26 protein-coding genes are annotated in these 25,728 nt (G+C 69.2%); 10 read left to right on the top strand and 16 right to left on the bottom strand.

The window, feature by feature from the left end:
* Window positions 1-67 precede the first annotated feature (67 nt).
* From serS to STRIP9103_RS34435, 8 genes are all read right to left on the bottom strand, one after another.
* Complete coding sequence (gene serS / locus STRIP9103_RS34470) at window positions 68-1,345, bottom strand: serine--tRNA ligase (RefSeq protein ID WP_009329234.1); 1,278 nt, start codon at window positions 1,343-1,345, stop codon at window positions 68-70.
* Window positions 1,346-1,909: 564 nt separating this feature from the next.
* The gene (gene pheA, locus STRIP9103_RS34465) at window positions 1,910-2,845 is read right to left on the bottom strand and encodes a prephenate dehydratase (protein ID WP_009329285.1); all 936 of its coding nucleotides are present in this window, start codon (window positions 2,843-2,845) and stop codon (window positions 1,910-1,912) included.
* Between the two features lie 256 nt (window positions 2,846-3,101).
* Window positions 3,102-4,622 carry an iron uptake transporter deferrochelatase/peroxidase subunit gene (efeB, locus tag STRIP9103_RS34460; protein WP_009329224.1) on the bottom strand — a complete coding sequence of 507 codons (1,521 nt, stop codon included), beginning with the start codon at window positions 4,620-4,622 and terminating at the stop codon, window positions 3,102-3,104.
* Window positions 4,623-4,630: 8 nt separating this feature from the next.
* Window positions 4,631-6,832, bottom strand: coding sequence for a copper resistance CopC/CopD family protein (locus tag STRIP9103_RS34455; protein ID WP_048821501.1), 2,202 nt, complete (start codon window positions 6,830-6,832; stop codon window positions 4,631-4,633).
* A gap of 77 nt (window positions 6,833-6,909) precedes the next feature.
* Window positions 6,910-7,416, bottom strand: coding sequence for a copper chaperone PCu(A)C (locus STRIP9103_RS34450; protein WP_009329231.1), 507 nt, complete (start codon window positions 7,414-7,416; stop codon window positions 6,910-6,912).
* Window positions 7,413-8,090 (bottom strand): SCO family protein, encoded by a 678-nt coding sequence (locus tag STRIP9103_RS34445; protein WP_009329227.1) that lies wholly within the window; start codon window positions 8,088-8,090, stop codon window positions 7,413-7,415. The genes STRIP9103_RS34450 and STRIP9103_RS34445 overlap by 4 nt, the downstream gene beginning before the upstream one ends.
* 227 nt (window positions 8,091-8,317) lie before the next feature.
* Window positions 8,318-9,067, bottom strand: coding sequence for a YcnI family copper-binding membrane protein (locus STRIP9103_RS34440; RefSeq protein WP_009329213.1), 750 nt, complete (start codon window positions 9,065-9,067; stop codon window positions 8,318-8,320).
* Window positions 9,068-9,192: 125 nt separating this feature from the next.
* Entirely contained in the window at window positions 9,193-10,032 is an 840-nt protein-coding gene (locus STRIP9103_RS34435) for a hypothetical protein (protein ID WP_009329303.1), read from the bottom strand.
* Window positions 10,033-10,388: 356 nt separating this feature from the next.
* Between STRIP9103_RS34435 and STRIP9103_RS34430 the strand changes: the two genes are divergently transcribed.
* Entirely contained in the window at window positions 10,389-10,832 is a 444-nt protein-coding gene (locus STRIP9103_RS34430; RefSeq protein ID WP_009329215.1) for an ATP-binding protein, read from the top strand.
* Window positions 10,833-10,938: 106 nt separating this feature from the next.
* On the opposite strand, the gene STRIP9103_RS34425 is transcribed toward STRIP9103_RS34430, so the two are convergent.
* Window positions 10,939-12,276: a tyrosine-type recombinase/integrase gene (locus STRIP9103_RS34425; protein ID WP_009329293.1), complete on the bottom strand. Its 1,338-nt coding sequence runs from the start codon at window positions 12,274-12,276 to the stop codon at window positions 10,939-10,941.
* On the bottom strand, window positions 12,269-12,583 hold the full coding sequence (locus STRIP9103_RS47470; protein ID WP_009329297.1) for a helix-turn-helix domain-containing protein: 315 nt from the start codon (window positions 12,581-12,583) through the stop codon (window positions 12,269-12,271). The genes STRIP9103_RS34425 and STRIP9103_RS47470 overlap by 8 nt, the downstream gene beginning before the upstream one ends.
* A 511-nt stretch (window positions 12,584-13,094) precedes the next feature.
* On the opposite strand from STRIP9103_RS47470, the gene STRIP9103_RS47465 reads away from it, so the two are divergent.
* The 6 genes from STRIP9103_RS47465 to STRIP9103_RS34390 all read left to right on the top strand — a co-directional run bounded on the left by STRIP9103_RS47465 (window position 13,095) and on the right by STRIP9103_RS34390 (window position 18,692).
* Window positions 13,095-13,337: a helix-turn-helix transcriptional regulator gene (locus tag STRIP9103_RS47465; RefSeq protein ID WP_009329228.1), complete on the top strand. Its 243-nt coding sequence runs from the start codon at window positions 13,095-13,097 to the stop codon at window positions 13,335-13,337.
* A gap of 136 nt (window positions 13,338-13,473) precedes the next feature.
* Window positions 13,474-14,733 carry a DUF3631 domain-containing protein gene (locus tag STRIP9103_RS34410; RefSeq protein ID WP_009329246.1) on the top strand — a complete coding sequence of 420 codons (1,260 nt, stop codon included), beginning with the start codon at window positions 13,474-13,476 and terminating at the stop codon, window positions 14,731-14,733.
* Between the two features lie 195 nt (window positions 14,734-14,928).
* Window positions 14,929-15,783: a DUF2637 domain-containing protein gene (locus tag STRIP9103_RS34405; protein ID WP_009329284.1), complete on the top strand. Its 855-nt coding sequence runs from the start codon at window positions 14,929-14,931 to the stop codon at window positions 15,781-15,783.
* Between the two features lie 372 nt (window positions 15,784-16,155).
* Window positions 16,156-16,557, top strand: a complete 402-nt coding sequence (locus tag STRIP9103_RS34400) for a plasmid mobilization protein (protein WP_009329280.1) — start codon at window positions 16,156-16,158, stop codon at window positions 16,555-16,557.
* A 4-nt stretch (window positions 16,558-16,561) separates the two neighbouring features.
* A complete protein-coding gene (locus tag STRIP9103_RS34395; protein WP_009329235.1) occupies window positions 16,562-18,238 on the top strand; it encodes a relaxase family protein in 1,677 nt (558 codons plus the stop codon).
* 64 nt (window positions 18,239-18,302) lie between these two features.
* Complete coding sequence (locus STRIP9103_RS34390) at window positions 18,303-18,692, top strand: hypothetical protein (RefSeq protein WP_048821498.1); 390 nt, start codon at window positions 18,303-18,305, stop codon at window positions 18,690-18,692.
* Between the two features lie 68 nt (window positions 18,693-18,760).
* Here the strand turns inward: STRIP9103_RS34390 and STRIP9103_RS34385 are convergent, their stop codons facing one another.
* The 6 genes from STRIP9103_RS34385 to STRIP9103_RS34360 all read right to left on the bottom strand — a co-directional run bounded on the left by STRIP9103_RS34385 (window position 18,761) and on the right by STRIP9103_RS34360 (window position 23,357).
* Window positions 18,761-18,976, bottom strand: a complete 216-nt coding sequence (locus STRIP9103_RS34385; protein ID WP_009329241.1) for a hypothetical protein — start codon at window positions 18,974-18,976, stop codon at window positions 18,761-18,763.
* 357 nt (window positions 18,977-19,333) lie between these two features.
* A complete protein-coding gene (locus tag STRIP9103_RS34380; protein ID WP_009329258.1) occupies window positions 19,334-20,083 on the bottom strand; it encodes an SPDY domain-containing protein in 750 nt (249 codons plus the stop codon).
* 70 nt (window positions 20,084-20,153) lie between these two features.
* Window positions 20,154-20,738, bottom strand: a complete 585-nt coding sequence (locus STRIP9103_RS34375) for a DUF6879 family protein (RefSeq protein ID WP_234022377.1) — start codon at window positions 20,736-20,738, stop codon at window positions 20,154-20,156.
* Window positions 20,739-20,900: 162 nt separating this feature from the next.
* The gene (locus tag STRIP9103_RS34370) at window positions 20,901-21,599 is read right to left on the bottom strand and encodes a WbqC family protein (protein ID WP_009329309.1); all 699 of its coding nucleotides are present in this window, start codon (window positions 21,597-21,599) and stop codon (window positions 20,901-20,903) included.
* A 28-nt stretch (window positions 21,600-21,627) separates the two neighbouring features.
* Window positions 21,628-22,317 (bottom strand): YdcF family protein, encoded by a 690-nt coding sequence (locus tag STRIP9103_RS34365; RefSeq protein WP_048821497.1) that lies wholly within the window; start codon window positions 22,315-22,317, stop codon window positions 21,628-21,630.
* Window positions 22,314-23,357, bottom strand: a complete 1,044-nt coding sequence (locus STRIP9103_RS34360; RefSeq protein WP_009329238.1) for a helix-turn-helix domain-containing protein — start codon at window positions 23,355-23,357, stop codon at window positions 22,314-22,316. Before STRIP9103_RS34360 ends, STRIP9103_RS34365 begins: the two co-directional genes overlap by 4 nt.
* A gap of 119 nt (window positions 23,358-23,476) precedes the next feature.
* Between STRIP9103_RS34360 and STRIP9103_RS34355 the strand changes: the two genes are divergently transcribed.
* From STRIP9103_RS34355 to fxlM, 3 genes are all read left to right on the top strand, one after another.
* Complete coding sequence (locus STRIP9103_RS34355; RefSeq protein ID WP_048821511.1) at window positions 23,477-23,893, top strand: hypothetical protein; 417 nt, start codon at window positions 23,477-23,479, stop codon at window positions 23,891-23,893.
* A complete protein-coding gene (locus STRIP9103_RS50275; RefSeq protein WP_158696935.1) occupies window positions 23,890-24,027 on the top strand; it encodes a hypothetical protein in 138 nt (45 codons plus the stop codon). Before STRIP9103_RS34355 ends, STRIP9103_RS50275 begins: the two co-directional genes overlap by 4 nt.
* A gap of 238 nt (window positions 24,028-24,265) precedes the next feature.
* Entirely contained in the window at window positions 24,266-25,498 is a 1,233-nt protein-coding gene (gene fxlM / locus STRIP9103_RS34345) for a methyltransferase, FxLD system (protein ID WP_048821496.1), read from the top strand.
* Window positions 25,499-25,728: the final 230 nt, after the last annotated feature.

Here is a 25,728-nt window from a genome sequence, read left to right as displayed (position 1 = left end):
TCTTCCAGGTCCTTCGGGTCTTTTGATTTCCTGGGTTCCTTGGCGTCCTCGGGCTTCGCCGTTTCGCTCACTTGGCTACCGGCTCCAGGATCTCGCGGCCGCCCAGGTAGGGACGCAGGATCTCGGGGACGCGGACGGAGCCGTCGGCCTGCTGGTGGTTCTCCAGGATCGCGACGATGGTGCGCGGGACGGCGCACAGGGTGCCGTTGAGGGTGGCCAGCGGCTTGACCTGCTTGCCGTCACGGACGCGGATCTGCAGTCGGCGGGACTGGAACTCGGTGCAGTCCGAGGTCGACGTCAGCTCGCGGTACTTGCCCTGGGTCGGGATCCACGCCTCGCAGTCGAACTTGCGCGAGGCAGAGGAGCCGAGGTCGGCGGAGGCGACGTCGATGACGCGGAACGGCAGTTCCAGCGACGTCAGCCACTGCTTCTCCCACTCCAGCAGGCGCTGGTGCTCGGCCTGGGAGTCCTCGGGAGCGACGTACGAGAACATCTCGACCTTGTCGAACTGGTGGACGCGGAAGATGCCCCGGGTGTCCTTGCCGTGCGAGCCGGCCTCGCGGCGGAAGCAGGGGGAGAAGCCCGCGTAGCGCAGGGGGAGACGGTCGGCGTCGAGGATCTCGTCCATGTGGTACGCGGCCAGCGCGACCTCGGAGGTGCCGACCAGGTACAGGTCGTCCTTGTCGAGGTGGTACACGTCCTGGGCGGCCTGGCCGAGGAAGCCGGTGCCGGCCATCGACTGCGGGCGGACCAGGGCCGGGGTCAGCATCGGTGTGAAGCCGGCCGCGGTGGCCTGGGCCATCGCCGCGTTGACCAGGGCGAGTTCGAGGAGGGCGCCGACGCCCGTCAGGAAGTAGAAACGCGAGCCGGAGACCTTGGCGCCGCGCTCGACGTCGATGGCGCCCAGCAGCGTGCCGAGCTCCAGGTGGTCCTTGGGCTCGAAGCCCTCGGCCGCGAAGTCGCGGATCTCGCCGTGCGTCTCCAGCGTGACGAAGTCCTCCTCGCCGCCGACGGGGACGTCGGGGTGGACGAGGTTGCCGAGTTGGAGGAGGAGCTGCTGGGTCTCGGCGTCGGCCGCGTCGCGCTCGGCGTCGGCGGCCTTGACATCGGCGGCGAGCTGGCTCGCCTTCTTCAGCAGCTCGGCCTTCTCGTCACCGGAGGCCTTGGGGATCAGCTTGCCGAGCGACTTCTGCTCGGCGCGGAGTTCGTCGAAGCGGACGCCGGAGGACCTGCGCCGCTCGTCGGCAGACAGGAGGGCGTCGACGAGGGCGACGTCCTCTCCACGGGCGCGCTGGGACGCGCGCACACGGTCGGGGTCCTCACGGAGCAGGCGAAGGTCAATCACTCCTCAAGGCTACCGGTGAGTGGTTCCGGCCCACGACCTGGAATTGCAGTACGCCTCTCCTTTGGCCATTTTGAGAGAAATGTCGGATGCTGTGGTGAGAGTCGAGGGAGTCGATGAACCGGGGTGGATTGCCTGAAAGGGGGGTGCTGGAGTGGCCCTTGGCCGACTCGTCCTCCGTGTGTCGTATGGAACTTGGCTCGGCTGTCCACAGGAATCCACAGCGCCGGAGAGTTATCCACAGGCTGTGCGAAAGATCTGTGGACTTCGGGGATGATCGTTTCGAAGGGTGGGTGTCAACCCCGGGATTCCTGGCTCAAACCACCTTCACTCCCCCTTTCGAGTGGATTCGCTCGAATTGGGTCACTCCAATGGATTGACCGGAGGGAACGGGCGGGAGAAGGGTGATCTATGAGGGTGTGGACAGAGTGGGGCTCGACGAAATGATTTATCGACTGAATGGTGCAACGTTGTCGACTTGCCCCCAGGTCGAGAAGCCCACCTGTGGATAACTTCTGTGGACAAAGAAAATAAGCAGGTAGGACCGGCCTGGGACTTGCTGGACGACTAGAACCGGCCGTCCTGGCAGCGCGCCACCCATTCCGCCGCCGCCACGAACTCGGCGTCCGAGGTGCCCGGCAGACTGGGCCGGACCTTCGCCTCGGCGGCGTCCGCACGCGGGTACGAACCGAGGAAGCGCACCTGGAGGCAGATCCGCTTGAGGCCCATCAGCGCCTCGGCGACCCTGCGGTCGGAGATGTGGCCCTCGGCGTCTATGGCGAAGCAGTAGTTGCCGATGCCCTCGCCGGTCGGGCGGGACTGCAGGAGCATGAGGTTGACGCCGCGGACGGCGAACTCGCCCAGCAGATCGCGCAGTCCACCGGGGTGGTCGTCGCGCTGCCAGATGACGACGGACGTCTTGTCGGTGCCGGTCGGGGCGGCGGGGCGGGCGGGGCGGCCGACCAGGACGAACCGGGTCTGGGCGTTCTCCGCGTCGTGGATGCCGGTCTCCAGGGCCTCCAGGCCGTACCGGGAGGCCGCGAACTCGCCGGCGAACGCGGCGTCGTAGCGGCCCTCCTGGACGAGGCGGGCGCCGTCGGCGTTCGAGGCGGCGGACTCCCAGACGACGTCCGGGGGGAGGTTGGCCTTCATCCAGTTGCGGACCTGCGGCTGGGCGGCCGGGTGGGCGGTGACCGTTTTGATCTCGGAGATCTTCGTGCCCGGGCGGACCAGCAGGGCGAAGGTGATCGAGAGGAGTACCTCGCGGTAGATCATCAGCGGGGCACCGGCGACCAGTTCGTCGAGGGTGGTGGTGATGCCGCCCTCGACGGAATTCTCGATCGGGACGAAGGCGGCCTCGGCGTCGCCGTTGCGGACGGCATCGAGGGCGGCGGGGACGGAGACCATCGGGATGAGCTCGCGGGTCGCGGACTCCGGCAGCGTGCGCAGGGCGACCTCGGTGAAGGTGCCCTCGGGGCCGAGGTACACGTAGCTGGCTGGCATGGCACTCACCCTAATGGGCCTGGTGACGCACCGGCGCCCACCACCCCTGCGGGGCGACCTGTGGCTCTGGGGCGCCCTTGCGCAACTTCGAGGGCCAGCGCTGTGGGCTGACGTCGGTGCAAGGTGGGCCGGTGCCGGTGCCGGTGCCGGTGCCGGCGCTGGGCGGGGGTGGGTTCCGCTTGCCAGCGCGTGCAGGGTGCCGCCGCGCCCACCCTCCCCACTCTCGACTTCGCAGCCAGGAAGACTGGGCCGTCGGCTAGCCCTCCAGCAAGCGTTGGCCCACGTACTCCCCCTTCGCCGCTCCCCCCGGTACCGCGAAGAGGCCGCTGGATTCGTGGCGGATGAACGTGGAGAGGGCGTCGCCGCGGTCGAGTTTTCGTTGGAGGGGGATGAAGCCGCGGAGGGGGTCGGCCTGCCAGCAGATGAAGAGGAGGCCGGCGTCGGGGACGCCCTTCGCGTCGATGCCGTCGTGGAAGGAGAAGGGGCGGCGGAGAATCGCCGCGCCGCCGTTCTGGTCGGGGCGCGTGATACGGGCGTGCGCGTTGATCGGGACGAGCAGATTGCCTTGGGCGTCGGTCTTCTCCAGGTCCATCTCGGTCGTCTCGGTCGCCTTCGCGCCCCCGCTCAGCGCCGCGCCGTCGGACTTCCGGCGCCCGATGACGTCCTCCTGCTCCTTGAGCGAGAACTCGTCCCAGTCGTCGAGGAGCATCCGGATACGGCGTACGACGGCGTACGAACCGTTCGCCATCCACGCCGGGTCGTCCGACGCGCCCTCGCCCGACCCACCGGCGGACGCGGGCACGAAGATCCGCTCGTCGAAGTCGGGCTCGGTCGGCTTGGGGTTGCGCGTGCCGTCGATCTGGCCCATCAGGTTGCGCGCGGTCATGGGATGGGACGTGGCACCCGGCGAACGATTGAACCCGTTCATCTGCCAGCGCACCCGGGCCGCGCCACCCGCGTCTTTCTGGATCGCGCGCAGGGCGTGGAAGGCGACGAGCGAGTCGTCGGCGCCGATCTGCACCCACAGGTCACCGTTGCTGCGTGCCTTGTCCAGCTGGTCCGAGGAGAAGTCCGGCAGCGGGTCCAGGGAGTCCGGGCGCTGCTTCTCCAGGCCGGTCCGGGCGAAGAAGCTGTGCCCGAAGCCGAACGTCACCGTCAACGAGGACGGCCCCGCGTCGAGGGCGATGCCGGTGTCGTCCTGCGCGGAGGTCTCCCCGGCCATCAGTCGCCGGGCCGTCTCCGACCAGCGGCGCATCAGCGCGGCGGCTTCCCTGCGCCCGGCGCCGGCGGCCAGGTCGAAGGCGATGAGGTGACCACGGGCCTGCAGGGGGGTCGTGATCCCGGGCTGATGTTTCACGTGAAACGGCACCTGTCCCGCGCCCAGGGAGGACAGCGGCGTGGCCTTCTCGGCCGAGGAGGAGGACGCCGCCGCGTACCCGGCGGCGCCGCCGACCGCGCCGAAAGTGAGGCCGGTCGCTCCGGCAGTGCCGAGCAGGCGGCGCCGGGAGATCCCATCGGTGGAAGGGCTCGACGTACGGGACGGGCCGGACGGTTCCGAAGGTGCGGGTGGAGCGTCGCTGCCTCGCCGTGACTGCTTGGGGGCGGATGGCGACCGCGGGGCGTCTGCGGTTGCTCGCGCAGTTCCCCGTGCGGTTCCCCGCGCCTCTACGGAGGCGCCTGGCTCCTTGGCCTCCACGGAGGCGCCCGGTCCCTTGGCCCTCACGGGGGCGTCCCTTCCCTCGGACGGGTCCATCGTGGACTGGTCAGCGTCAGCCATGATCTCGTTCAGCCGATCTTCGCGTTCTTGCCTACGGTCACCTGATCGATGTCGGATGTCCGTACGGTGATTTCGATCTTCCAGTCGCCCGCCATGGGGATCTGTACGCCGTTGGCCGACCAGTGCCCGGTGGCGAGGTGGTCGGGGACGACGGGCAGGGGGCCGATCTTCTTGGCCTCCAGGGTGAAGGCGACCTTCACTTCGGGGACGTCGAAGGCTTTGCCGTCGGGGCGCTGGACGTAGACGTGCATCTCGTTGGCGCCCACGCGCGCGGGGTCGATCTCCAGGCGGGCCACGCCCTTGCCGTCCTTGCCCCCGGTGTCGAACGGGATGTCCAGCGCCAGTGCCCCGGACTGCTCCGCCTCCTGTGTCACGGCCGCGTTGGCCGCCTTGGCCTCCTCCACCGTGCGCCCCGGCTCGGTGGACGTCAGGGCCGTTGTGACGGCGAGCAGTACGACGGCGACGCCCGCCTCCGCCAGCGCCGACTTGCGCAGACCCGTACGGCCCGGATCGGCGTTCCGTATCCGCTTCTCGCGCGCGTTGGCCACCGCGGTCCGCTGCCGGGCCAGCTGGGCGGCCCGCTCGGAATCGCCGACGGTGGCCCCGGCCGACGCCGTCGGCGTCTTCTCCGCGGCGGCTGTTGTCGGTTTCCTCTCCGAGACGGCGACCGCCGGTTCCTTCTCCAGCACGCGCTCCGGAACGGCCTCGACGTCGGGCTCCGGGACGGACGTCACGGCGGATTCCGCAACCGACGCCACGGGGTACTCCGCGACGCCCTTGTCGGCATCCGTGACGCCCTTCTCGGCCTCCGCCTCCCCTGCGGCCGGCGCCTCCGCCAGCTGTTCCGTCCACCGGCGGGAGATCCACGCGATCCCGACGAGCACGGTGACCAGGCCGATCTTCACCAGCAGCAGTTGCCCGTACGACGTGTCGGTCAGTGCCGACCAGGTGCCGACCTGCCGCCACGACTGGTAGATCCCGGTCGCGGCCAGTACGAGCACGCTGCCGAACGCGACTCGCGAGAAGCGTCGTACGGCCGCGGTCTCGATCGGTGCGTCGGCCGGCGCCCGGAACAGCGCCACGAGCAGCGTCGCCAGACCGCCCAGCCAGGCGGCGACCGCCAGCAGGTGCAGGACGTCGAGGGGCATCGCGAGGCCTGTCTGGATACCGGTCGAGGCATGCTCGGACATCGCCCAGCTCGCGGCGAGCCCGATGGCGACCACACCACCGCCGATGGCGAGCCCGAAGGTGAGATCTCTCCGGAGGGAGTCGTCGTACTCCTCCGAATCGTCAGAGTCCTCCGAGCCGTCAGAGTCCTCCGAATCATCAGAGTCCTCAGAGCTGTCAGAGTCCTCCGCCTCCGACTCCTCCGGCTTCTCCGAAACCTCGGGGATCTCCTCGTCCGTGTCCTCGACATCCGCGTCCCGTCGCGCGTACGCGCCGAACAGCACCGCGATGAAGAGGGCCGCCGCGGCGAGGAGCAGCAGGCGGGAGACCAGGGCCGCGCCCGCCTTCGTCTGGAGGACCTGGCCGAGGAGGTCCAGGTCGAAGACGTCGCCGAGCTTGCCGGAGCCGGTGTACGAGCCGCGCATGAGCAGCATGGCGAGGGTGGCGGCGGTCAGCGTGAGCCAGCCGGTGACGACCAGCCGCTGCACGGGACGTACGCCTGCGCCGCGCTGCCAGCAGGCCAGTACGAAGGCGGCGCCGCCGACCAGCAGGATGAAACCGGCGTACGACAGATAGCGGGCGAACCCGTAGAGGCCCCCGACGACCCCGCCCCCGGCGCTCTGCTCGGGTACCACGGCCGTCGTCTTGGAGGGCGCCCCCACGGAGAAGGTGAAGGCACCGGAGACGGGGTGGCTGTCCGCCGAGACCACCTGGTAGGTGACGGTGAACGTGCCGTCGGGCAGGCCGGAGTGCAGGCCCACCCCGTAGCTGTTGCCGCCGAGATCGGTGACGTCGCCGGTGTCGACCTGCTTGCCCTTGGGGTCGTACACGCGCACCGAGCCGTCGGACAGCGCGACCTTCTCGGAGAACGTGAGCGACACCTGGGACGGCGCCTCCTCGACCACCGATCCCTGCTGTGGATCGCTGCCGGTCAGCGCGGCGTGCGCGGAGACCGGCGCGGCTCCGGCGAACAGCGCCCCGAGGACGGCGAGCAGCACCAGCAGCAGCGGCCTGAACCGGCTCGACGGCCGATCCCGCCTCAACCGGCTCGACGGCCGATCATGCGTCGACCCGCTCGACGGTCCCAACCTGCTCAAGGGCCTCAACGGGGTTCCCTCCCTCAGTGCCCGGTGGTCGGCCGGTACGTCGCCGACTTCACGGGCATCTCGACCGTGATGGCCTTGGACTTGGTGAAGTTCAACCGCAGGGACACGGTCTCGCCTTCCTTCGGCCTGCGCTTCAGGTTTTCGAACATCAGGTGGTTTCCGCCGCTTTCGAACACGAGCTCCCCATCGGCGGGGACCTTCAGGGACGAGACCTCCTGCATCGACTGCCCGGTGGTCCTGTGGACGGTGACGTCCTGGGCGAGGTCGCTGGTGACGGAGGTGAGCTCGTCCGCCGTACCGCCGGTGTTCTCGACGATGAGGAAACCGGCCGCCATGGAGTCCGAGACCGGCTGCGGCATGTAGGCGGCCTTCACGGACAGCTTGGCGGCGGAGGAACCGGAAGTAGCCAAGGAATCCGAGGAACCCGAAGAATCCGAAGGATCCGAGGAGCCACAACCGGTCAGAACGAGCGCGGCGGCGGTGATCAGACTCAGACCGGGACCGACGAGTCGCCGCCTCACGGGTTCTGGCCCTTGAGCAGCTTCGGCAGGTCCTTCTCATAGTCCTGCACGGTCGCGTCCTCGCCGTAGAGGACGTAGCCCCCGTCGGTCTTCGGTGAGAACGCGATGACCTGGGTGCCGTGTTCGGAGATGGTCTTGCCGTTCTTGTCCTTGGTCGGCGGGTTGATGGAGATGCCGAGGGTACGGGCGCCGGCCTGGATCTCGTCGAAGTCGCCGGTGAGGCCGACGATCTCGGGGTCGATGCCCTTGAGCCACTTGCCGAGCTCTGTCGGAGTGTCCCGCTCCGGGTCGGTGGTGACGAAGACGAGCCGGAGGTTCGCCATCTCCGACTGCGACAGCTTCTTGGCCGCCTCCTTCTTCGCGACCGCGAGGTTGTTCATGGTCAGCGGGCAGATGTCGGGGCAGTTGGTGTAGCCGAAGTAGATCAGCGTCGGCTTGCCCTTGGTCTCCTTGCGGAGATCGTACGACTTGCCGTGTGTGTCGGTGAGGACCAGATTCGGCTTGGTGAACGGCTGGTCGAGGACCGTGGCCGCCTTCCTCGGGCCGGTGTTGGAGACCTCGGTGACCGACGCCGTGGAGTCTTCGCCGCTGCCGCAGGCGGAGAGGGTGAGGACGGCCGCGATGAGCAGGGCGCCGGCCGCGTACGTCCTCGTCTTCTTCGTGTTGGTGCGCATAGAGAAATGTCCCAGATGTTCGAGTCCCGGCGCGCACGGGGGTGTACGCCGTCGCGGTCGACAGGTTCCGTGGTGCGGCCCGGTAGTGCCTGACCGGGCCGCCGGGCGGTGCCGTACGACTGCCGCGTGCGCGCCGAGGGGGAGGAAAAGAGGAGCCTGAACCTCAGCAAGCCTGAACTTCAGCCAGCCGGAGGCTCAGGCAGCTGGAGCCTCAGGCAGCCGGAGGCTCAGGCGTCCGTACGCCGACGGCCGGCCATGACGCCGTACGCGACGCCCGCCGCGCCGACGACGATGCCGACGATGCCGAGCACGCGGGCGGTGGTGTCGCTGGTGTCGGCGGGCGCGGCGGCGGTCTCGTTCGAGGCGGCCTCGGCGTCCTTGCCGGCATCCTCCGACTCGTCGGCGGCGGTGGACGCGCCGGACGAGCCGTGGTGGTCGTCGGACGCGGCGGACAGCGCGAGCACGGGCGCCGGGTTGTCGGGCTCCTCCTGGCCGTCCTGCGGGACCTCGATCCAGCGGACGACCTCCTTGTTGGAGTAGGTCTGGAGGGCCTTGAAGACCAGTTCGTCGGTGTCTTCGGGGAGCTGGCCGATGGAGACCGGGAACTTCTGGAAGAAGCCCGGCTCGATACCGTCCCCGTCGGCGGTCCAGGTGATCTTGGAGACGGCCTCGTCGATCTGCTCGCCGTGCAGTTCGAGCGGCTTGTCGAGCTTGGACTTGGTGACCTGGATCTTCCAGCCGGGGACGGCCTCGGGCTGGGCCGAGGCGAGCGGGTGGTCGGTCGGGAAGTTCACTTCGAGCTTGGTGGTCGAGGCGTCGTCGCGCTCGTTGGGGACCTTGAAGTTGACGGTCGCGTACCCGCCTTTGGCCGCCGTGCCCTCCGCCGCGACGCTGACGTGCGCGAACGCGGGACCGGACAGAACGAGGACGGCCGAACCGGCGAGGGCGCCGACGGCGGCGATACGAGAAGCCTTCATGACTGGTGACACTCCACGGTGAGTGAGAGAGAAGAGGGAGCGCGCGCCGGTAACAGGTGCGCGCAGGTTGGCGCCGCACGACGGCGTCCTCTTCCAGGCGTGCGTGGAGTGAGTGGCGCGTCGTGTCAGGCGGCGAGGGCGAGCTCGGCGGTCGGCGGGCCGCGCCGGATCACGGTGTGCTGAAGGGCGGTGGTACACAGGGCGGGTGGCGCCGCGTACGGGGTGCGCGGGGCGCGCGAGACGGCGTCCGGCGCGTCCGGGAGTCCCCAGCGCAGGGTCCGCGCCAGCGCGAGCGCCGCGCGCAGGGAGCGTACGAGCGGCTCGTGGGCCTCTTGGCCCGACAGCCGGACGAGGCGCAGCAGCGCGAGGTCGCCGTGACGGAGCACCCACCCGGTGGCGACGGCCGCGAGCACATGGCCGAGCAGCATGGGCAGCGACGGCAGGACGGACCCCGAGGAGTCGACCGCGGTCGTCATGGCGTCCGCCGGGTGCGTGATGTGTGTGCCGAGCCCGGCGTCGACGAGGATGCGCCGAGCCTGTGCGGGGCTCAGCGCCGCGGCGGTCGTGCCGCACACGAACTGGGCGGCGCGTTCGACGAGGGCCGCGTCCATGGTCTCGGCGGCCCTCGACGACGCGGCGGATGCCATGCCGTGCTGGCTCAGCCCGAAGAGGGCGTGCAGCACGGTCTGGCCGACGGCCAGCAGCGCCGAGATGCCCGGCAGCGAGCGCTCCCGGCCCGCCAGGACGGCCGCCACGGCGAAGACGCCGGCGAATCCGGCGCCGAGACTCCACAGCGGGATCGTCGCGCACGACGCGAGCGCGTGACCGGCCCCGGCCAGCACGACGCAGGCCGCGGCGAACACCGCGGCCCGCAGAACCCGGAGGTCGTGATCGCCTCCAGTGCGATCGCCTCCGGCGCGCGGCGGACGCAGTGCGCGCGGCCGGCGGGGGTGGGGGGCAGTCATGGCTGGCTCATCATCGCACCGGGGCGCTCCGCTTGATACGCCGGGTTCATAGGGGGAGGTACGCGAGACGGGTGGCGTGCGTTCAGGTGGGCGTTGCGCGCCCCAAGAGTGGGGGATTTCTCACGTTTGGCGGGCGCGAATCCGGTTATTGGATCGCGCCCACGCGTCGGAGCCGCATCGATACAGCCCGCGCCCCTCGATCGGCCGGAGGTTTCACGTGAAACCTTGCTCGCATACACCGGTCATGATCGTTACGCATCCGCCGTTCGGGCGGTGGGGCCGGTTCCGGGCGATTGCGGGGCGGGTCGCGTGGCAATACGTAACGGTATGTCGAGCCGCGGCCGGGAGGCTGGAGCATGAGCATCTGGTGGTCACTCCATTTGCGGCGTGAGGCTGCGAGCGTACCGCTCGCCCGGCGTCTGCTGCTCGGCACGATGGAGACCGCGGGCGTCGACCCGGACGTCTCCTACGACCTCTCCGTCGCCCTCAGCGAGGCCTGTGCCAACGTGGTCGAACACGGCGGCGCCCACTCCACGGACGGCACCTCGGAGGCGTACCGGGTCACCGCCTATCTCGACGGCGAGAAGTGCCGTATCGAGGTCGCCGACTCCGGCCCCGGCTTCCCGCACCGCCCACCCGTCCGCCCGGCCCACACCGACGCCGAGAACGGCCGCGGCCTCTGCCTCATCCGCGAACTCGCCGACCACGTCCACATCGGCAACAAGCCGGGCCGCGGCGCAGTCGTGAGCTTCGACAAGATCCTCAAATGGAGGGAAGACGCTCCGCTGGTGGCGGTGTAGTGCCAGGGGTGAGGGCTCAAGGGCGGGCGATTGGGCTGTGACCTGCTAATACGGTCCGTGTTGGGGCGATTGCCGGTCAGTGTTGGTTGCGCGCCGGGCGTTGCCGTCAGGCCGCGAGGGCACACGCAGGGCACATGCCGGAAGGTTTCGCCTCAGCCGGTGTGCCCTCGGGGTTCTCTGCAGCGGTGGCAGCGGTCGCCGTTGTGCCCGTTTGGGCGAGCACCGCGTCCATCGCCCGACGCGTACGGGACTCGCTGTTCGGCATCAGGTGCGTGTACGTGCGCAGCGTGAAGCCGGGGTCCGAGTGGCCGAGGTACTCGGACAGCGCCTTGATGCTCTCGCCCGCGTCGAGGAGGACCGACGCGTAGGCGTGGCGGTAGGCGTGCATGCCGTCGTCGGGTGCCGCAGCGAAGCGCGGGGAGCCCTTCTCACGGGGCGGGATGACGCCGGCGGCGGCGAGGGCACCCTTCCATGTGTACTGGTTGAAGACGCTGCGGTGGTACGCACGCCCCTGCTCGTCGGTGAACAGCAGGCGGAACGTGCGCTCCTCGCCGTCGGGTTCGGCCCACGGGAGCGTGACCTCGACCGGCGGGAACTCCTTCACGTGGGCCTTGAACGCCTCGGCGAGCGCGTCCGGCATGGGGACTGTGCGGAGACGGTTGCCCTTGGGTAGCGCGAACACCATCTTCGAGCGGACCAGCTTGATCTGCCGGTTGACGTGGACCACGCCGCGCTCGAAGTCGACCTGGTCCTCGGCGAAGCCGAACACCTCGCCCTGCCGGAGCCCGCACCCGAAGGACAGCTTTCCGCCGCACCGGAAGCGTGGGGGCAGCGCGGCCGTCACCGCGTGCACGCGCTCCAGGCTCCACGGGATGACCTTCTTCTTGGTCACGGTCGGGAGCTTGACCGAGCTGGACTTACAGGGGTTCTTGGGCAGCAGCCCGTCTTCGACGGCGGCGTCCAGGACTGCTGAGAGGACCGAGTTGATCCAGCCGATGGTGGACGCTTCCAGTCCTGCGCTCTGCAGCTTTTTCACCCAACCCTGGATCAGGGAGGGGCGGTTGAGGGTGCGGATCTCCAGGTGGCCCAGATGCGGCTCGATGTGGTTGCGGACGACGCCCTCGTAGGCGTCACCGGTGCCCATGCCGACGCTCCGTGCCTCGACCCACTCGCGGGCGTAGGTCCTGAGCGTCTTCTTGCCGGCGTTCGGGTCTATGTACGTGCCGTCGTGCAGCTTGGTTCCAACGGCTGCGGCTGCCTTCTCGGCGTCGGTCTTGCGGTCGAAGTTCTCCTTCCGCTGTTGGCCGAGGAGGTCGCGGTAACGGACCTGCCACCGCTTGCCCCTGCCGTGATCGGCTGTGGGGACCTTGCCCTTGTGCTCGAGGCACTCCTCCTCGCCCGGCTTCGGGAACGTCTTGTGCCAGCGGTCGTACACATCAGCCAAGAAGGGCCTCCTGGAGGTTGAGGGGCAGGGCGGCGGTATCGGACGCGGCCGTGTAGGCGGGCCACAAGGGCAGCAGGGCTGCGGGGGAAATGCCGAGGGCGGTGGCGATTGCCACGAGGTCGTCGACGTCGCAGCGACGGCGGGCACGTTCGGTGCGGCTGAGGGCGGTGTTGGTCATGGGGCGGCCCAGGGTGGTGCAGCGGGCGGCGAGCTGTTGCTGGGTCAGGCCGCGCGCGAGGCGTAGGCGCTCGATGGCGCGGGCGGTGTGGAGGCCGGAGGGGCCAATTTCGACGGGTCGAGTTGCCATGACAGTTAGCTGTAACTTGCCGCCGGGCGTAATGGCAAGAGTTGGTTCACAAACCCTAAAGAAGTTGCTCGGAGGGCGAGTGGTGCTCGTCTCAGTAATCCACCGTGCGCGGCATTTCATTTCGGGGAGGTGTCGTGCTAACTTCCCTCCGCGCGTGCGATATGGGCGATTTAGGAATGTATGTGCTTGAGTGTCTGTTGGGCGGGCTGTAGCCATTTCGTGTCCGCTCGGTGGTGTATCTAGCTGTGGCGATGCCTGTCGCCGTGTGCCTGAGCGGTCGTTCGGAACGCGACGGCAGGGTTGTGAGGTATACGTCTGGCCCCGCAGCGGCCCGTGGAATTTCTGGTTTGTCGTGAGTGATTTCGGCAACCGGGGATTGGCCCTTACGGTTATGCCCCAACCGGCCGCACCGAAGGAATTACTACAGGATTCTTGAACCAGCTCTGGACTTCTTCGCCCGAGGTGTGGCTGTGTTGTCCAGGTCCGCTGTCCAAGACCGAAAAGGAGCCCTGTGCCGAACCCTTCTCCCCGCCGCACCAATCCCGCTGCCACCGCCGAGGCCGCCAAGCGCGGCCCGCTGGCCACCCCAGTGGAGGTCGCCGAGTACCTCGGGGTGCCGGTGAAGACCCTCTACCAGTGGAAGTACCGGGGCATCGGTCCCAACGTGCACAAGGTCGGCCGTCACCTTCGTTACCGCTGGTCCGAGGTGGACGCCTGGGTGAACGCCCAGTCCGTGTACGGCCTCGCGGCCTGAAGCGGCCCTGCCGGGACAGCGAAACGGCTCTCGGCGAGCCACCGCCGAGAGCCGCACAGTCCCTGCCCCATCGCCCTTGAACGATCGAACCGGTGGGCCGGGCCTTGCCCGTCCGGCCCACCAGGGAGGAACGCCTGTGGACGAACCTACGTCCTCTACCACCCCCATCGCATCTCCTACGCCCACCTGGCCGCCGGTTGCCGTCCCCGGCCAGAGCCCGCACCTGGACCCGGAACCCTTGTCCACCGAGGACGAAGAGCCGCAGCAGGCAGCGGAAGGTGCGCAGTTGCTGGACGAGCTGCGGGAAGCCATCGCGCGGTACGTGATCCTGCCCAGCGGCGAGGCGCTGACCGCCGTCACGCTGTGGGTGGCGGCTACGCACATCCAGCCCGCCCTGCAGCACGCCCCGCGCCTGGCGGTGGTGGGGCCGGCGAAGCGGTGCGGCAAGTCCCGCCTGCTGGATGTGATCACGGAGACGGTCCGGGAACCGCTGATCACAGTCAACACCAGCTCGGCGGTGGTCTTCCGCGCCATCGGCGACGACCCGCCCACCCTGCTGGTCGACGAGGCCGACACCATCTTCGGCAGCATCAAGGCCGCCGAAAAGAACGAGGAGCTGCGCGGCCTGCTCAACGCCGGTCACCAGCGCAACCGGCCCGCCCTGCGGATCTCCGGTCCGGAGCACAAGCCGCAGGCGTTCCCCACCTTCGCCATGGCCGCGCTCGCAGGCATCGGCGATCTCCCGGACACGATCATGGACCGGGCGGTGGTGATCCGCATGCAGCGCCGCAAGGACGGGGAGCGGGTGGAGCAGTTCCGCTCCCGCCGCGACATCCCCGCCCTGCACGAGGTGCGTGACCGGCTGACCGCGTGGCTGCGCCCCTTGATGGACACCGCTGCTGACCTGGTGCCGCCGATGCCGGTCAAGGACCGGGCAGCCGACACCTGGGAGCCGCTGGTGATCGTGGCAGACCTGGCCGGCGGCACATGGCCCGAGCATGCGCGGGCGGCATGCGCGGCGATGTGTACGGCGGAAGAAGGCCAGGACGACGAGGCGAACCTGAAGACCCGTCTGCTGCAGGACATCCGCCGCGCCTTCGCCCGCCGCGAGGATCCCGACATCCTGCGCACCAGCGACCTGCTGCACGACCTCGTCAACGATCACGAGGCGCCCTGGGCCGAGTACGGCACCAACGGTCTGACCCCACGCCACCTGGGGCTGCTGCTGAGGGACTTCGGTATCAGGTCGGCCACGCACCGCTTCGACGGCGGGCGGCAGGCCAAGGGGTTCGCCCGCGCCCGCTTCGCCGACGCCTGGGCTCGCTACTGCTCGCAGGACCGGACGCCCGAGAGCGGCGACGAAAGCGCTCCGCAAGATTCGGGCCTGGTTCGGTAGCGACGCGTCCCACTCGTCGCGTCGCAGGTCAGGCCCGCGACGAGTGCCGTGACCGCGACGAGTCCTCTCGTATCAGCTCGGCCTCTCGTACCTGCCCTGACCAGGCTCGCGACGAGTGGTACGAGTCACCCACATCACGGCGGCCACGCCTCCCGCGCGCGTGGCCGCCGCCCAAACCACCTGGAGCGCCTCCGCTTGACCCCTCGCACCGCCCCCACCGATACCTCCGCCATACCGGGCACCGCCGCGATCCGCCTCGGCATCGGCCTGCTCGCCACAGTGGCGTTCGCCCTCTCATACGATGCCCTGCGGCAGATGGCCGTCGCCATCCACATCCGCGGGCTGCTCACCTACACCTTCCCGCTCGTGATCGACGGCTTCATCGCCATCGGCATAGGCGCCCAGCTCATGCTGCGCACCGCCGCGCTGCGCTCCCGCATGTACGTAGGGACACTCGTCGGTCTGGCCACCGGGGTGAGCATCGGGGCCAACGCCCTGCACGCCATCCGTCTCAACCAGCAGACCCGTCCGGACGGCCTGCACCTGGACAACTTCACCGTCGGTGCTCTGTCCGCCCTCGCCCCGCTAGCCCTGGCCGGCGCGGTTCACCTCTACCTCGTCATCCGCCGCCACCCCTCAGCTCACGCCCTGGAGGCGGACTCCACGGAACGCCACAACCCTGCCGACCACGGCCACAACGGCACCGACGGAGGCCAGTCCGCTGCCCCCACCGAGGTCGATCATGGTGCGCTGGAGACAGCCGATGTCGACGTGGCGCAGGGTTATGCCGATGTGGCGGACCGTGCCCCCAATGTGGCGGAGTCCTCGCATCCTTCCGCCAGGTCAGAAGGCCAGAAGCTCCACACCGTGTCAGCCGAACTCCTCGCCATCGCCCGCACCGCACCACTGGGACGCGGAGGGCGTGCCTCGCGCCGCCACATCGAAGCGACGATTCGAGGGAAGGGCCTGTCCATCAGCAGGGCCGACGCGGAAGCGATAAAGGACATCCTGCAGGACGAACTCGACGAGGCCGCCGTCGGCGCTTGGTGAGCCGCCAGGGCTGCTCCCCTCCGTTTCCTCCTGACCCGTACCACTCGTCCCCGCGCAGGTCAGTGCCGGGACGAGTGGTCGTCCCGTGACGAGTCGTACGGACATCGCCGACTCCTCTCGTACCTGCTCTGAGCAGGGAACTGTCCCCAACTCCCCATGGAGAACCATCTGATGCATCAGCACCACCATGTCCCCACCATCCAGCAGGAGACGACCCCCACTCCAACAACCCACGCGCCAGCAAGTTGTCGGATAAGGAGTCCTTATCCGGCCTCCGCCCTGGAGGGTGCGGAGGCACCCGGCGCAGGGACACCGGGGTCTGCCGGCCCGGGGGAGCCGACCGAGGGAGGGGGCAGTGAGTCGTCGTCGAACGTGCCGCTCCAGTCTGCGTCGCGTCGCCGTCTGCGTGACAAGCAGCTGCGCGAGCGCCGTGTCCATCCCCGTTACAACGACGACGAGTTCGACCTCGTCCAGAAAGCCGCTGCCCTGAGCCGCATGAAGCCCGGCGGCTACGTCGCCGAGTGCGCGCTCGCCGCTGCGCGCGCCGAGGACCCCACCGCGGCCGTCGCCGACTACCGCGCCATGGTGAAGGCGCTTATGGCCGCCAACGGGCAGCTCGGCAAGGTCGGCAGCAACCTCAACCAGCTCACCCGGCACCTCAACCAGGACGGCGCCTGGCCCCACCCTGACACCGTCCAACGGCTCCTGGACCGTGTCGAGGCGTCCATCGCCGGCCTGGACATCGCCGTCGCCCAGATCACAGAGGCGCGGTGAGCCGTTGATCCCGAAGATCATCCTCGGCAAGGGGCCTCACGCCACGCGCCGCACGATCGGCTACCTCTTCGGCAAGGGCCGGGCCAACGAGCACATCGACCCGCACCTGGTGGCCTCCTGGAACGACTTCGCCCCCGATCCCGGCCGCAGCCCCCACCGCGACCCGAAGGAAGTGGAGGACCAGCTCGCCGCACAGCTCGACCAGCCCGTGAAGATGCTGGGCGACAAGGCACCCAAGTACACCGTGTGGCACTGCCCCGTCCGTGCCGCACCCGAAGACCCGATCCTCACCGACGCCCAGTGGGCGGACATCGCCCGCCAAATCGTGTCCGCCGCCGGCATCGCCCCCGAAGGAGACGAGGAAGCCTGCCGCTGGGTGGCCGTCCGCCACGCCGACGACCACATCCACATCGCCGCCACCCTCGTCCGCCAGGACGGCCGCCGACCCCAGCGCGACTACGACATCCGCGCCGTCCAGCGCGAAGCCCGCCAGATCGAAATCGACTACGGGCTCCGCCGGTTGAAGCCGGGCGACGGCACCGCGGCCAAGCGCCCCACCAGCAAGGAGCACTTCAAGGCCAAGCGCCTGGGCCAGGACGCCACGTCCCGCGAGATCCTGCGCTTGCGCGTCCGCCGCGCGATGGCCGCCGCCTCCACCGAGGCCGAGTTCTTCGCCCTGTTGGAGGCCACGGGTGTGACCGTGCGCCTCAAGCTCGGCCCGTCCGGCGACGCCCTCGGCTGCAACTTCGCCCTGCCCGGCGACACCAACGACAAGGGCGAGCCCGTGTTCTACGCCGGTTCCACCCTCGCACCCGACCTCTCCCTGCCCAAGATCCGCCAACGCCTCGCCACCACCAGCCCCGAGCCCGTGGCTGTCCGGCCGGGCAACCCCTGGCACCAGGCCACCGCCGCCACCGAACGCATCCCCCACCATCTGGCCCGCAGCAACGCCGCAGTGGCCCAGGGCCAGCTGGCCGCGCTCGGCGGAGCACTCGACCTGCTCCCACTCACCGTCCCGGCCGCGGTGCGTGCAGAACTCGAACGTGCCGCCGTTGCCTTCGAGCGCGCCACCCGCTCCCGCATCGCCGCCGACCACGCCAGCGCCCGCGTCCTGCGTCGCAGCGTCCAGGCGATCTGGAAGGACCCCGCACGGCATGGGGACGGGGCCGGGCTGGCGATGCTGCTGGACGTCGCGCTCACCGCGGTCGCCTACGCGATGCACTGGCACCGTACCCGTCAGCACGCCCAGCAGCAGGCGGCAGCAGAGCAGACCCTCATCCACCTGCAGGCCGCGTACGCGCAGATCACCGGACCGGTCCTGACTGGTCTCGCCAGCCGGGCACCCAGCCCGCAGACTCAACGCCGCTACGCCCACCACCTCCAACAGACGGTCCCCGAGCACGCCGAACGCATCCTGGCCGACCCCGCCTGGGAGGCCCTCGCCACTGTGCTCGCCGACGCGGAAGCAGCCGGACACAACGCGACCACGGTCCTCGACCAGGCCCTCCGCCAGCGCACGCTCGACGACGCCCACAGCCCCGCACGAGCACTGACCTGGCGCATCCGCCGCCTCGGCGAACGACGTGCACCCGGCCCACGAGCCCAGGCAGCCAACGCCAGCCACGCCGCAGCACATCCCGCCGCTCCGCGCCCGCAGGAACCCCAGAGCCGGCGGCGCTGAACACCCCTACGCCGGCGCCACCATCACCGATACCGATCACACGACACCGCACAAGGAACCGCCCATGCCCCAGCCCTCTGTCCGCCCCCACGTCGTCGTCCTCCTCACCGAAGTGGACAGCATCCGCCCCGATGACCCATCGCTCCTGTATCGCCGCAATGGGACTGCGTTCACCACCGCCGAGCACGATCTGATCTGCACCGCTACCCCGGCAGAGATAACCGCCGCGAAGGCCCAGCGACGGCTTGAGAACGAGTGGGCGCGGGAAACCCATGAGATGCAGAAGGCCCTCGTCGACCTGTTCATGAAGTACGTCGACCAACTCCCCGACGGCTCATGCAGCAACATCTACGCCACCATGACCGACGAGGACTACGCGGAATACGAGCGCCTGGTCAAGATCGTCGCCGCACGAACCGGCCTCGAATACCGCGCCGAGCACGACAACAACTGACTGGACGCACACCAACGGCGGCCCACCCAGTGGGCCGCCGTTGCGGCAGGACTGAAGCGGCTGCCTGTTCACCCCGCAGACCTGACCACCGTGGCCTTGGCGACCGCCTTGCGCACGTGGGCATCGACAAGGCCGGGGCTGCCGGAGGTCACGACGACCACCGTCCCGGTGCGGACGGCCGTGTGCTTGACGATGCTGCTGCGCCCGCCGGCGGCGAAGGTCAGCAGTTGGCTCCACTGCTCGTCGCCCAGCCGGGCGACGAGCACCTTCTGAGTCGTGACCACGTGCGGACCTCGCCACCAATGACGAGCGGCGGCAGCCAGCGCATCATCACCCCGGCCACCTCCTGCCGCGACGGCACCCGCAAGTCCGGCGGCAGGAAGTCTGGCGTCACCGATTCCTCCGCAACCGGAGCCGGTGCGGTCTGCTCGGAGAAGTCGGGCCACGGCTGCGTGGCCTGCAGCTGCAGGAGCAGAGCGAAACCCGCACGCTGGGCCTCACGGAATGCGCGGTCCTCACGAGCACGTCGAAAGAACAAGATCTCTTCCTCTCTGTCATCTGGCGGGGGCGGAAAACGTGCGACTGCTGGGAGAGACTGGCGAACGAGCCGCACACCAGCGGCTCCAATGGGGTAGAGGCCGTCAGCTGCGGCGGATGACGGTGAGCCGACCCTCGGTGCTCTCGGGCACGGTGCGGCGCGGCACCGGGGCAGGAGAGGCGAGCGAGGAGGCGAACACGGCGACCAGATCATGGGGGACGCTGGCGCTGAAGCTGGCGCACCACAGGTACGGTGCGCCGGGAACGGGGTCTGCCCACGCCTGCCAGCCCACCAGGTCAGGACGCGGGTCGGCGTCCTCGATCAGCGGTGGCAGCATCTCCAGGGAGACGCTGCAGGAGAACCCGAGGTCCGTGGCGGTGGTGCGGGGGCGGTCCATGTCGCGGATCCAGCCGCGGGCACAGAGCGCGTTGAGGACGGTCTCGGGCCCCTCGAAGCCGACGTCGGGCGTCTTGCGCCTGCCGATCGCCACGAGGAGATCGGCGAGCGCCTCGTGCGGAACGCCGGCGGTGAAGTACGCGTTCCACTCCGTCATCACGGAGCCGGCATGCGAGCGAGCGCTCAGCTGCCAGGCCACCGGCAGTCCGCCCAGCTCGAACGGGTAGGCGGCGAGGATCCATTCAGCGCCTCGCAGCCCGTCCGGGCTGACGTACAGCAGGGTGTTGCGGGAGGTCGGCCACATGCGCCAGCCGAGGCCGACCAAGGTGTCGCCGATCCGCTCGGCGAGCACGCCGTCGTCCCCGGCCAGGTGACGCGGGGTGACCCAGTACACCGGGTCCGGCAGGTCAGGGCGGAGGGACTCGTTGGGGTGGTGCGGGTGCAGGGGCGCCTCCATGGGCTCGGGGATGGGTCACTGACGTCGTGATTCTGCCGGTGGTGTCGGAGCTTGGCTCTTCGCTGAGGGGTCAGGGCTTGTACTCGGTGTGTGGGGTGGCGGCGGCCCAGAGAAGGTCACGCACGCGGACGCACTCGGCCACGGTGTCCGGGTCCTCGACGATTTCCGACACCAGCACTCGGCCCTCGGAGTCGAAGTGGCCGATGGCGAGGAGACGGTCGTCGTACAGCCACCAGTCGTTGCCGTCGACTGGGAGCGTGATGCCCTCCGGCAGCTGGTGCCGCGGAAGCCATCGGATGTCCTCGCCGGCCTCCTGGTTGAGGTGGGTCAACGAGTGCTCCCAGCCGACGTACTGGGAGTGAGGCTGCGTGATGACTCGCACGCGCCTGACGGTCTTGCCCTCGCCCGTGACGCGCTTCATGAGCCCCATCCAGGGCTTGAGCCACGCGTAGTCGTCGGGCTCGCCCCGCTGCCACCGCGCGTACGGCGTGTCCTCTACGGGAGATCCGTAGTGGTCCCTCAACTCCAGGTGGAAGGCATCGTGTTCGAAGCGGTTGAAGAGTTCGTCGCGCTGGGTTGGGGTGATCAGGTCCACTGTCTTCCCTCCGGTAGGGCCATGGTCGAGGGTGCGGGGAATCTCGATGCCGGTCTCCAAACGGAAACGGTGTCACCGCTCCGCTCAGCGAGCACGCAGAGAGGCCACTCACCGTTGTTGACCCGGGGTTCGGAAGGTCATCCACGTTGACATGTCTTGTTGCAGCGCACCAGTCGTTTCGAGGTCTTCCCTGTCTGCCTCCGGCGAACTGATGAAGCGGCGTTATCGCTCGGCTGCCAGACGGGCCGCCAGGGCTCTCGTCCCGATCTCGCTCACTGCCCAGAGGCTGCTCACCTGTCGGGCCCAGCGCCAAAGGAGGTCGTCCGAGTTCGCGGGCGTCTGGAACGGCACAACAGGGATGCCGTAAGCGGTGAACGGCCGGTGGTCGAGGTAACGCAGGCCGCCCGTGCCACACAGGTAGTGGGTGCTACCAGTGACCACGACGAGATCCGCCAGACGCTCGGACCGGCTTTGACGGGTTGGGATGGCGCTGCTGTGCAGCACTTCACCGCTCCAGCCGAGGGCATCGAGCAGGGCGATCGTCGATGCTCGGGCGAGATCCGCCACGCGGTCCGTGGTCTCGAACCGGTCGAGGACCGCGTCCAACACCCCGCTCACCGCCGGCCAGTGGCGGCTGCGGCCGTAGAACTGGCGGATGAGCATGCTGACTGTACGCCGGGAACGGCGCGGGTCGGCGAGCAGCGCCTGGTTGATCAGTGTCGGGCGGCCATGGGGCAGGTGGGTGGGGAGTGTGAGCCACTGCTGCTGCCCGGGGTCGTCCGTCGAGGCGAGCCGAGCACGGTGCTGGTAGTCACGTCGCGTGAACTGGACGTTGTCCAGGACGATCCACCGGTCGGCGGCATACAGCTTGGCCAGCGTGGACAGGCGCGGGAAGAGGTTCGGCTGGTGGATCGCGCACACGCCTCGCTTCGCCGCACCGCGTGTCGCGTCAGCTGCCGATGAGGCGGCTGTCGAAACCGGCGCCCAGGAGGCGCTCGTAGGCGTCATGCACATCCCCCGGTACGTCCTGCTCGACGGCGAAGCCGAGCTTCGGGTATTCGATCACCCGCTGCAGATCGCCGACGAGCATGTCGACGACGAGCCTCTCGTCGCCGATGGACTTGATGTAGTCGTCCAGCTCCAGCGGCTCGGAGGCGCACACGACCTCCACCTCGGGCCACAGCTTGCGGCACGTCGCGTACGAGCGACGCTCCATGTACGGCTTGGAGATCAGCAGCAGCGACTCCACCTCCACACCGGCCTCGGACAGCAGTTCGCGGGAGAAGGTGATGTTCTGGCCGGTGTTGGCCGCCTTCGACTCAACGAGGATCGCCTCGTCCGGGACGCCCAGGCTCAGCGCGTGCTCGCGGTAGTGGACGGCCTCGCCGCGCGGGAAGCGGGCGCGGGTGGTGGGGCTGTTGCCGCCGCTGAACACGACAAGGGGGAAGAGGCCGGCGCGGTAGAGGTCGGCGGCCGTGGTGGCCACCCCCAGGTCGTGGCTGCCCAGGCCGATCGCCGCCGAGCAGGGGCGCATCTCGTGTCCCATCTGGTGGTAGTCCCAGATGAGCGTCGCGTCGTGGAACTGCTCGTCGGTGATCTGGCGCTGCTGGTGCTCCGGCACTGGCACTCCCTGGCTCATCGCTGCTGGCCCTTTCGGATGCCCTCGATGCTGCGCAGCTGGTGGCTCAGGCTGTACTGCCGAGCCATCTGTGCCGCCTCATCGAGGACCGACAGCCCATCATTCCGGGTCGCCGCATCCGACAGAAGGATGTGCCCGTACGCGGTGTCCAACCGCACCTTCTGCATCGGGGAGTCGATGGTGCCGGTCGTGCGTGCGATGTCGATGTAGTGCAGAGCCTGCTTCAGGTCGCCGGCGCCTCGGTGGGCGAGTGCCAATTTCTGGTGGGCGACCGACCAGTCCTCCGGCTCACCCAGTTCCTCGAAGGCATGGGTGGCGTCCGCCATCACCTTGGTGGCGTATGCGTTGTTGCCTTCCTTGCTCAACGCCGTGCCCACCCAGAGCCGGGCCCTGGCACGGTCCCTGGGGCTCAAGCGCTCGTCCGCGGCGAGGATTTCGTACTGGCGGGCGGAGGCTCCGAGCCGCCCCGACATCTCCTGCACGACGGCGAGGGACAGCTCGATCTGTGCCACCCGGCGCGGGATGTCGAGTTCGGCGAACATGCCGTGGGCGGTCCGGTACGAGTGAACGGCTGAGAGCGGGCCGAGGATCGCGCCCTGGTCCCGTTGGAGGTCCCCGAGGAGGACGAGGGAACGGCTGTACAGGTAGAGGCCCTTGTCGTCCAATTGATGCGGGTCCTGGCTGCCCAGCCAGCGGTTCAACAAGGTCGAGGCGAAAGGGAAGTCCTGGCGGCTGACGCAGACCACGGCGCGTTCGATGTCCTCGGTCCAGGTCTCGTAGTCCGCCGGCCTCACGCTCCGCCGCTCCGGGAAGAGCACGTCCTCGAACCGCGTCTGCGCAGCGGAGTCAGCGCGGGCGAGCGCGGTGTCGAGGATGGCCTGCGTGTCGGGCCGCGGCTGGGTTTCGGTACCGAGGCTCTCCCACTTGGCCACCGTACGCAGGGCCACGCCGAGGTGTTCGGCGAAGGCGCGCATGCTCATGCGCAGCGCGGCGCGCAGAGCGCTCGCCTCTCTGCCTGTCCATTGCTGCACGCTGACCACGAACGACCTCCCTCCGTCACGTATGGAAGCACTCTCGGTGACGGGGCGGGGCTGGAAGTGCAACGCAAGTACAACATGAGGTCATTTCAAGGCCGTTCGTGACGGCCGACGCTGTGGGCATGGACGACGAACTCATCACGGAACGACGCCCGGTCACCGGCCCGCAGGTCTTCGGCTACGTTCGCCACATCACCGGCGGCCTCGCCCGCCACGCGGCGCTCCTCGACTGCCTGGCCGACTACTGTCGTCGGCACGAACTGACGCTGTGCGGCGTCTTCACCGACCGCGAGACAACCCTGGCCGCCCGTTCGCCCGCCTTCGTCGGCCTTCTCGACGCCCTCGAACTCCCCGACTCCTACGGCGCCGTGATCCCCGCGCTCAGTCACCTCGGGCCCAAACGGATCGCCCGAGAACGGAGGCGGCAGATAGATGCAACCAGCACGCGGCTGGTCGTGGTCCGCGCCGCCACGTCGACGATCGGCCACGGGACTGCCCTCAGCGCGCGCCCAGATCTCCAACAACAAGGCGGCACATGATGTCGTCCATCCGCGAAGCGCTGCGCAGCGCCCCAGTGATCAACGTCGTCGCCGGACTGCACCTGCTCGGAGTCGGCGACCGCTGGGCCACATGCGGCACCAGGCGAGTGTGGCAGTCCTGGTGGAAACCGTGATGGGCCGCGCCGTAGCCCGGCTGGCGCGCTTCACGGGCCCGCTGCTGATCGTGCTCATCTCCGCGTCGTGCGGGTTCGTGATCGGCGTCGCGGTATCCATCGCTCCCGCCACCCCGTAAGCCTCGTTACTCCCCCGGCGCTCGGCTCATGCCTCGCCATCGTCCCCTGCCAAACCCACCCTCACCCCCCTTGGCTCACCCCGCCGAGAAGGAGAACGCTCGTGGATAACGTCCCCGACATGACGACTGGAAACAACGACAACGCCCCGGACTCCGAGCAGCAGTTGCGTGATGCCATGGTGGAGCGGCTGATCGAACTGGGAGCCGTGCGAAGCGCTCGCGTCGTGGCCGCGTTCCGTTCGGTCCCCCGGCACCTGGCCACCCCCGAAGTCGAGATGGCCAAGTGCTACGAGGCTGAGTTCGCGGCCGTCACGAAGACGGACCCGACGGGCGTGCACATCAGCTCCGTGTCCGCCCCGCGCATCCAGGCCATGCAGATCGAACAGGCCGACATCCAGCCGGGGATGAGTGTCCTGGAGATCGGGTCCGGCGGGGTGAACGCGGCCTACCTCGCCGAGATGGTGGGCAGCCAGGGCCGCGTCGTCACGATGGACATCGACCACGACGTCACCGGGCGAGCGAAGGACTTCCTCAAAACCACGGGCCACGACCGGATCGTCACCGTGGTCACCGCCGACGGCGAGCACGGTGTACCCGGCCACGCGCCGTACGACCGGATCGTCGTCACCGTGCAGGCTGCCGACATCCCGCCCGCCTGGGTGCACCAGCTCAAGGAGGGCGGCCGGCTGGTGGTGCCGCTGCGGATGCGGGGCATGACCCGCACGGTGGCGTTCGTCCGCGACGGCGAACGGCTGATCAGTGACGGGTTCGAGCTGTGCGGCTTCGTACCGATGCAGGGCGCCGGCGAGAACCGCCTACGCCTCGTCCTCCTCCACGAGGTGGAAGAAGAAGAGATCGCCCTCCGCCTGGACGGTCACCCCGAGCCCGACGCCGATGCCCTGCGCACTGCCCTGGGCATGCCCCGCGTAGAGACCTGGTCGGGCGTCACGGTGGCCGGTGACGAGTCCACCGAGCACCTGGACCTGTGGCTGACGACCGCGCTCGACAACCTGCCCCTGATGGCTGCCAAGATCGGCGCACGGAAGCGTGGCCTGGTTGCCTCCGCGTCGCCGATCGGCGTCCCCACGCTGGTGGACGGTGACAGCTTCGCCTACCGCACCGCGCGCCCCACCGAGGACCCCGACCGGTTCGAGCTGGGGGCGATCGGCCACGGGCCGCAAGGGCAAAAAGTCGCGGACCGCCTCGTGGAGGAAATCCAGGTCTGGCACAGCGACCACCGTGCCCATCGCGCGCACATCGAGGTCCACCCGGCGGGGACCCCGGACGACCGGCTCCCCGCGGGCCGGATCGTCGACCTCCCCCATACGCGGGTCACGATCACCTGGCCGTGACGCCGTCGGCGGCGCCACGGCCAGGCCGGCACCACAGCACATTCCACCCACCTCTACCAGCGAGGAGAACGTGATGGCACCGCACAACCCCACCACGACGACGAAGGCCGCGACGGACTACAGCAGCAGCACCACCGCCGGCTCGGACTTCGACCTCAACATCGAGACCATCGCCTCCGCCCCCGTCATCGGCTCGCTGCTGAACGACACCAGCGACAACTGCACCTCCA

This window comes from Streptomyces ipomoeae 91-03, assembly GCF_000317595.1.
GTDB lineage: Bacteria > Actinomycetota > Actinomycetes > Streptomycetales > Streptomycetaceae > Streptomyces > Streptomyces ipomoeae.
This window is presented reverse-complemented; position numbering and strand designations above follow the sequence as displayed.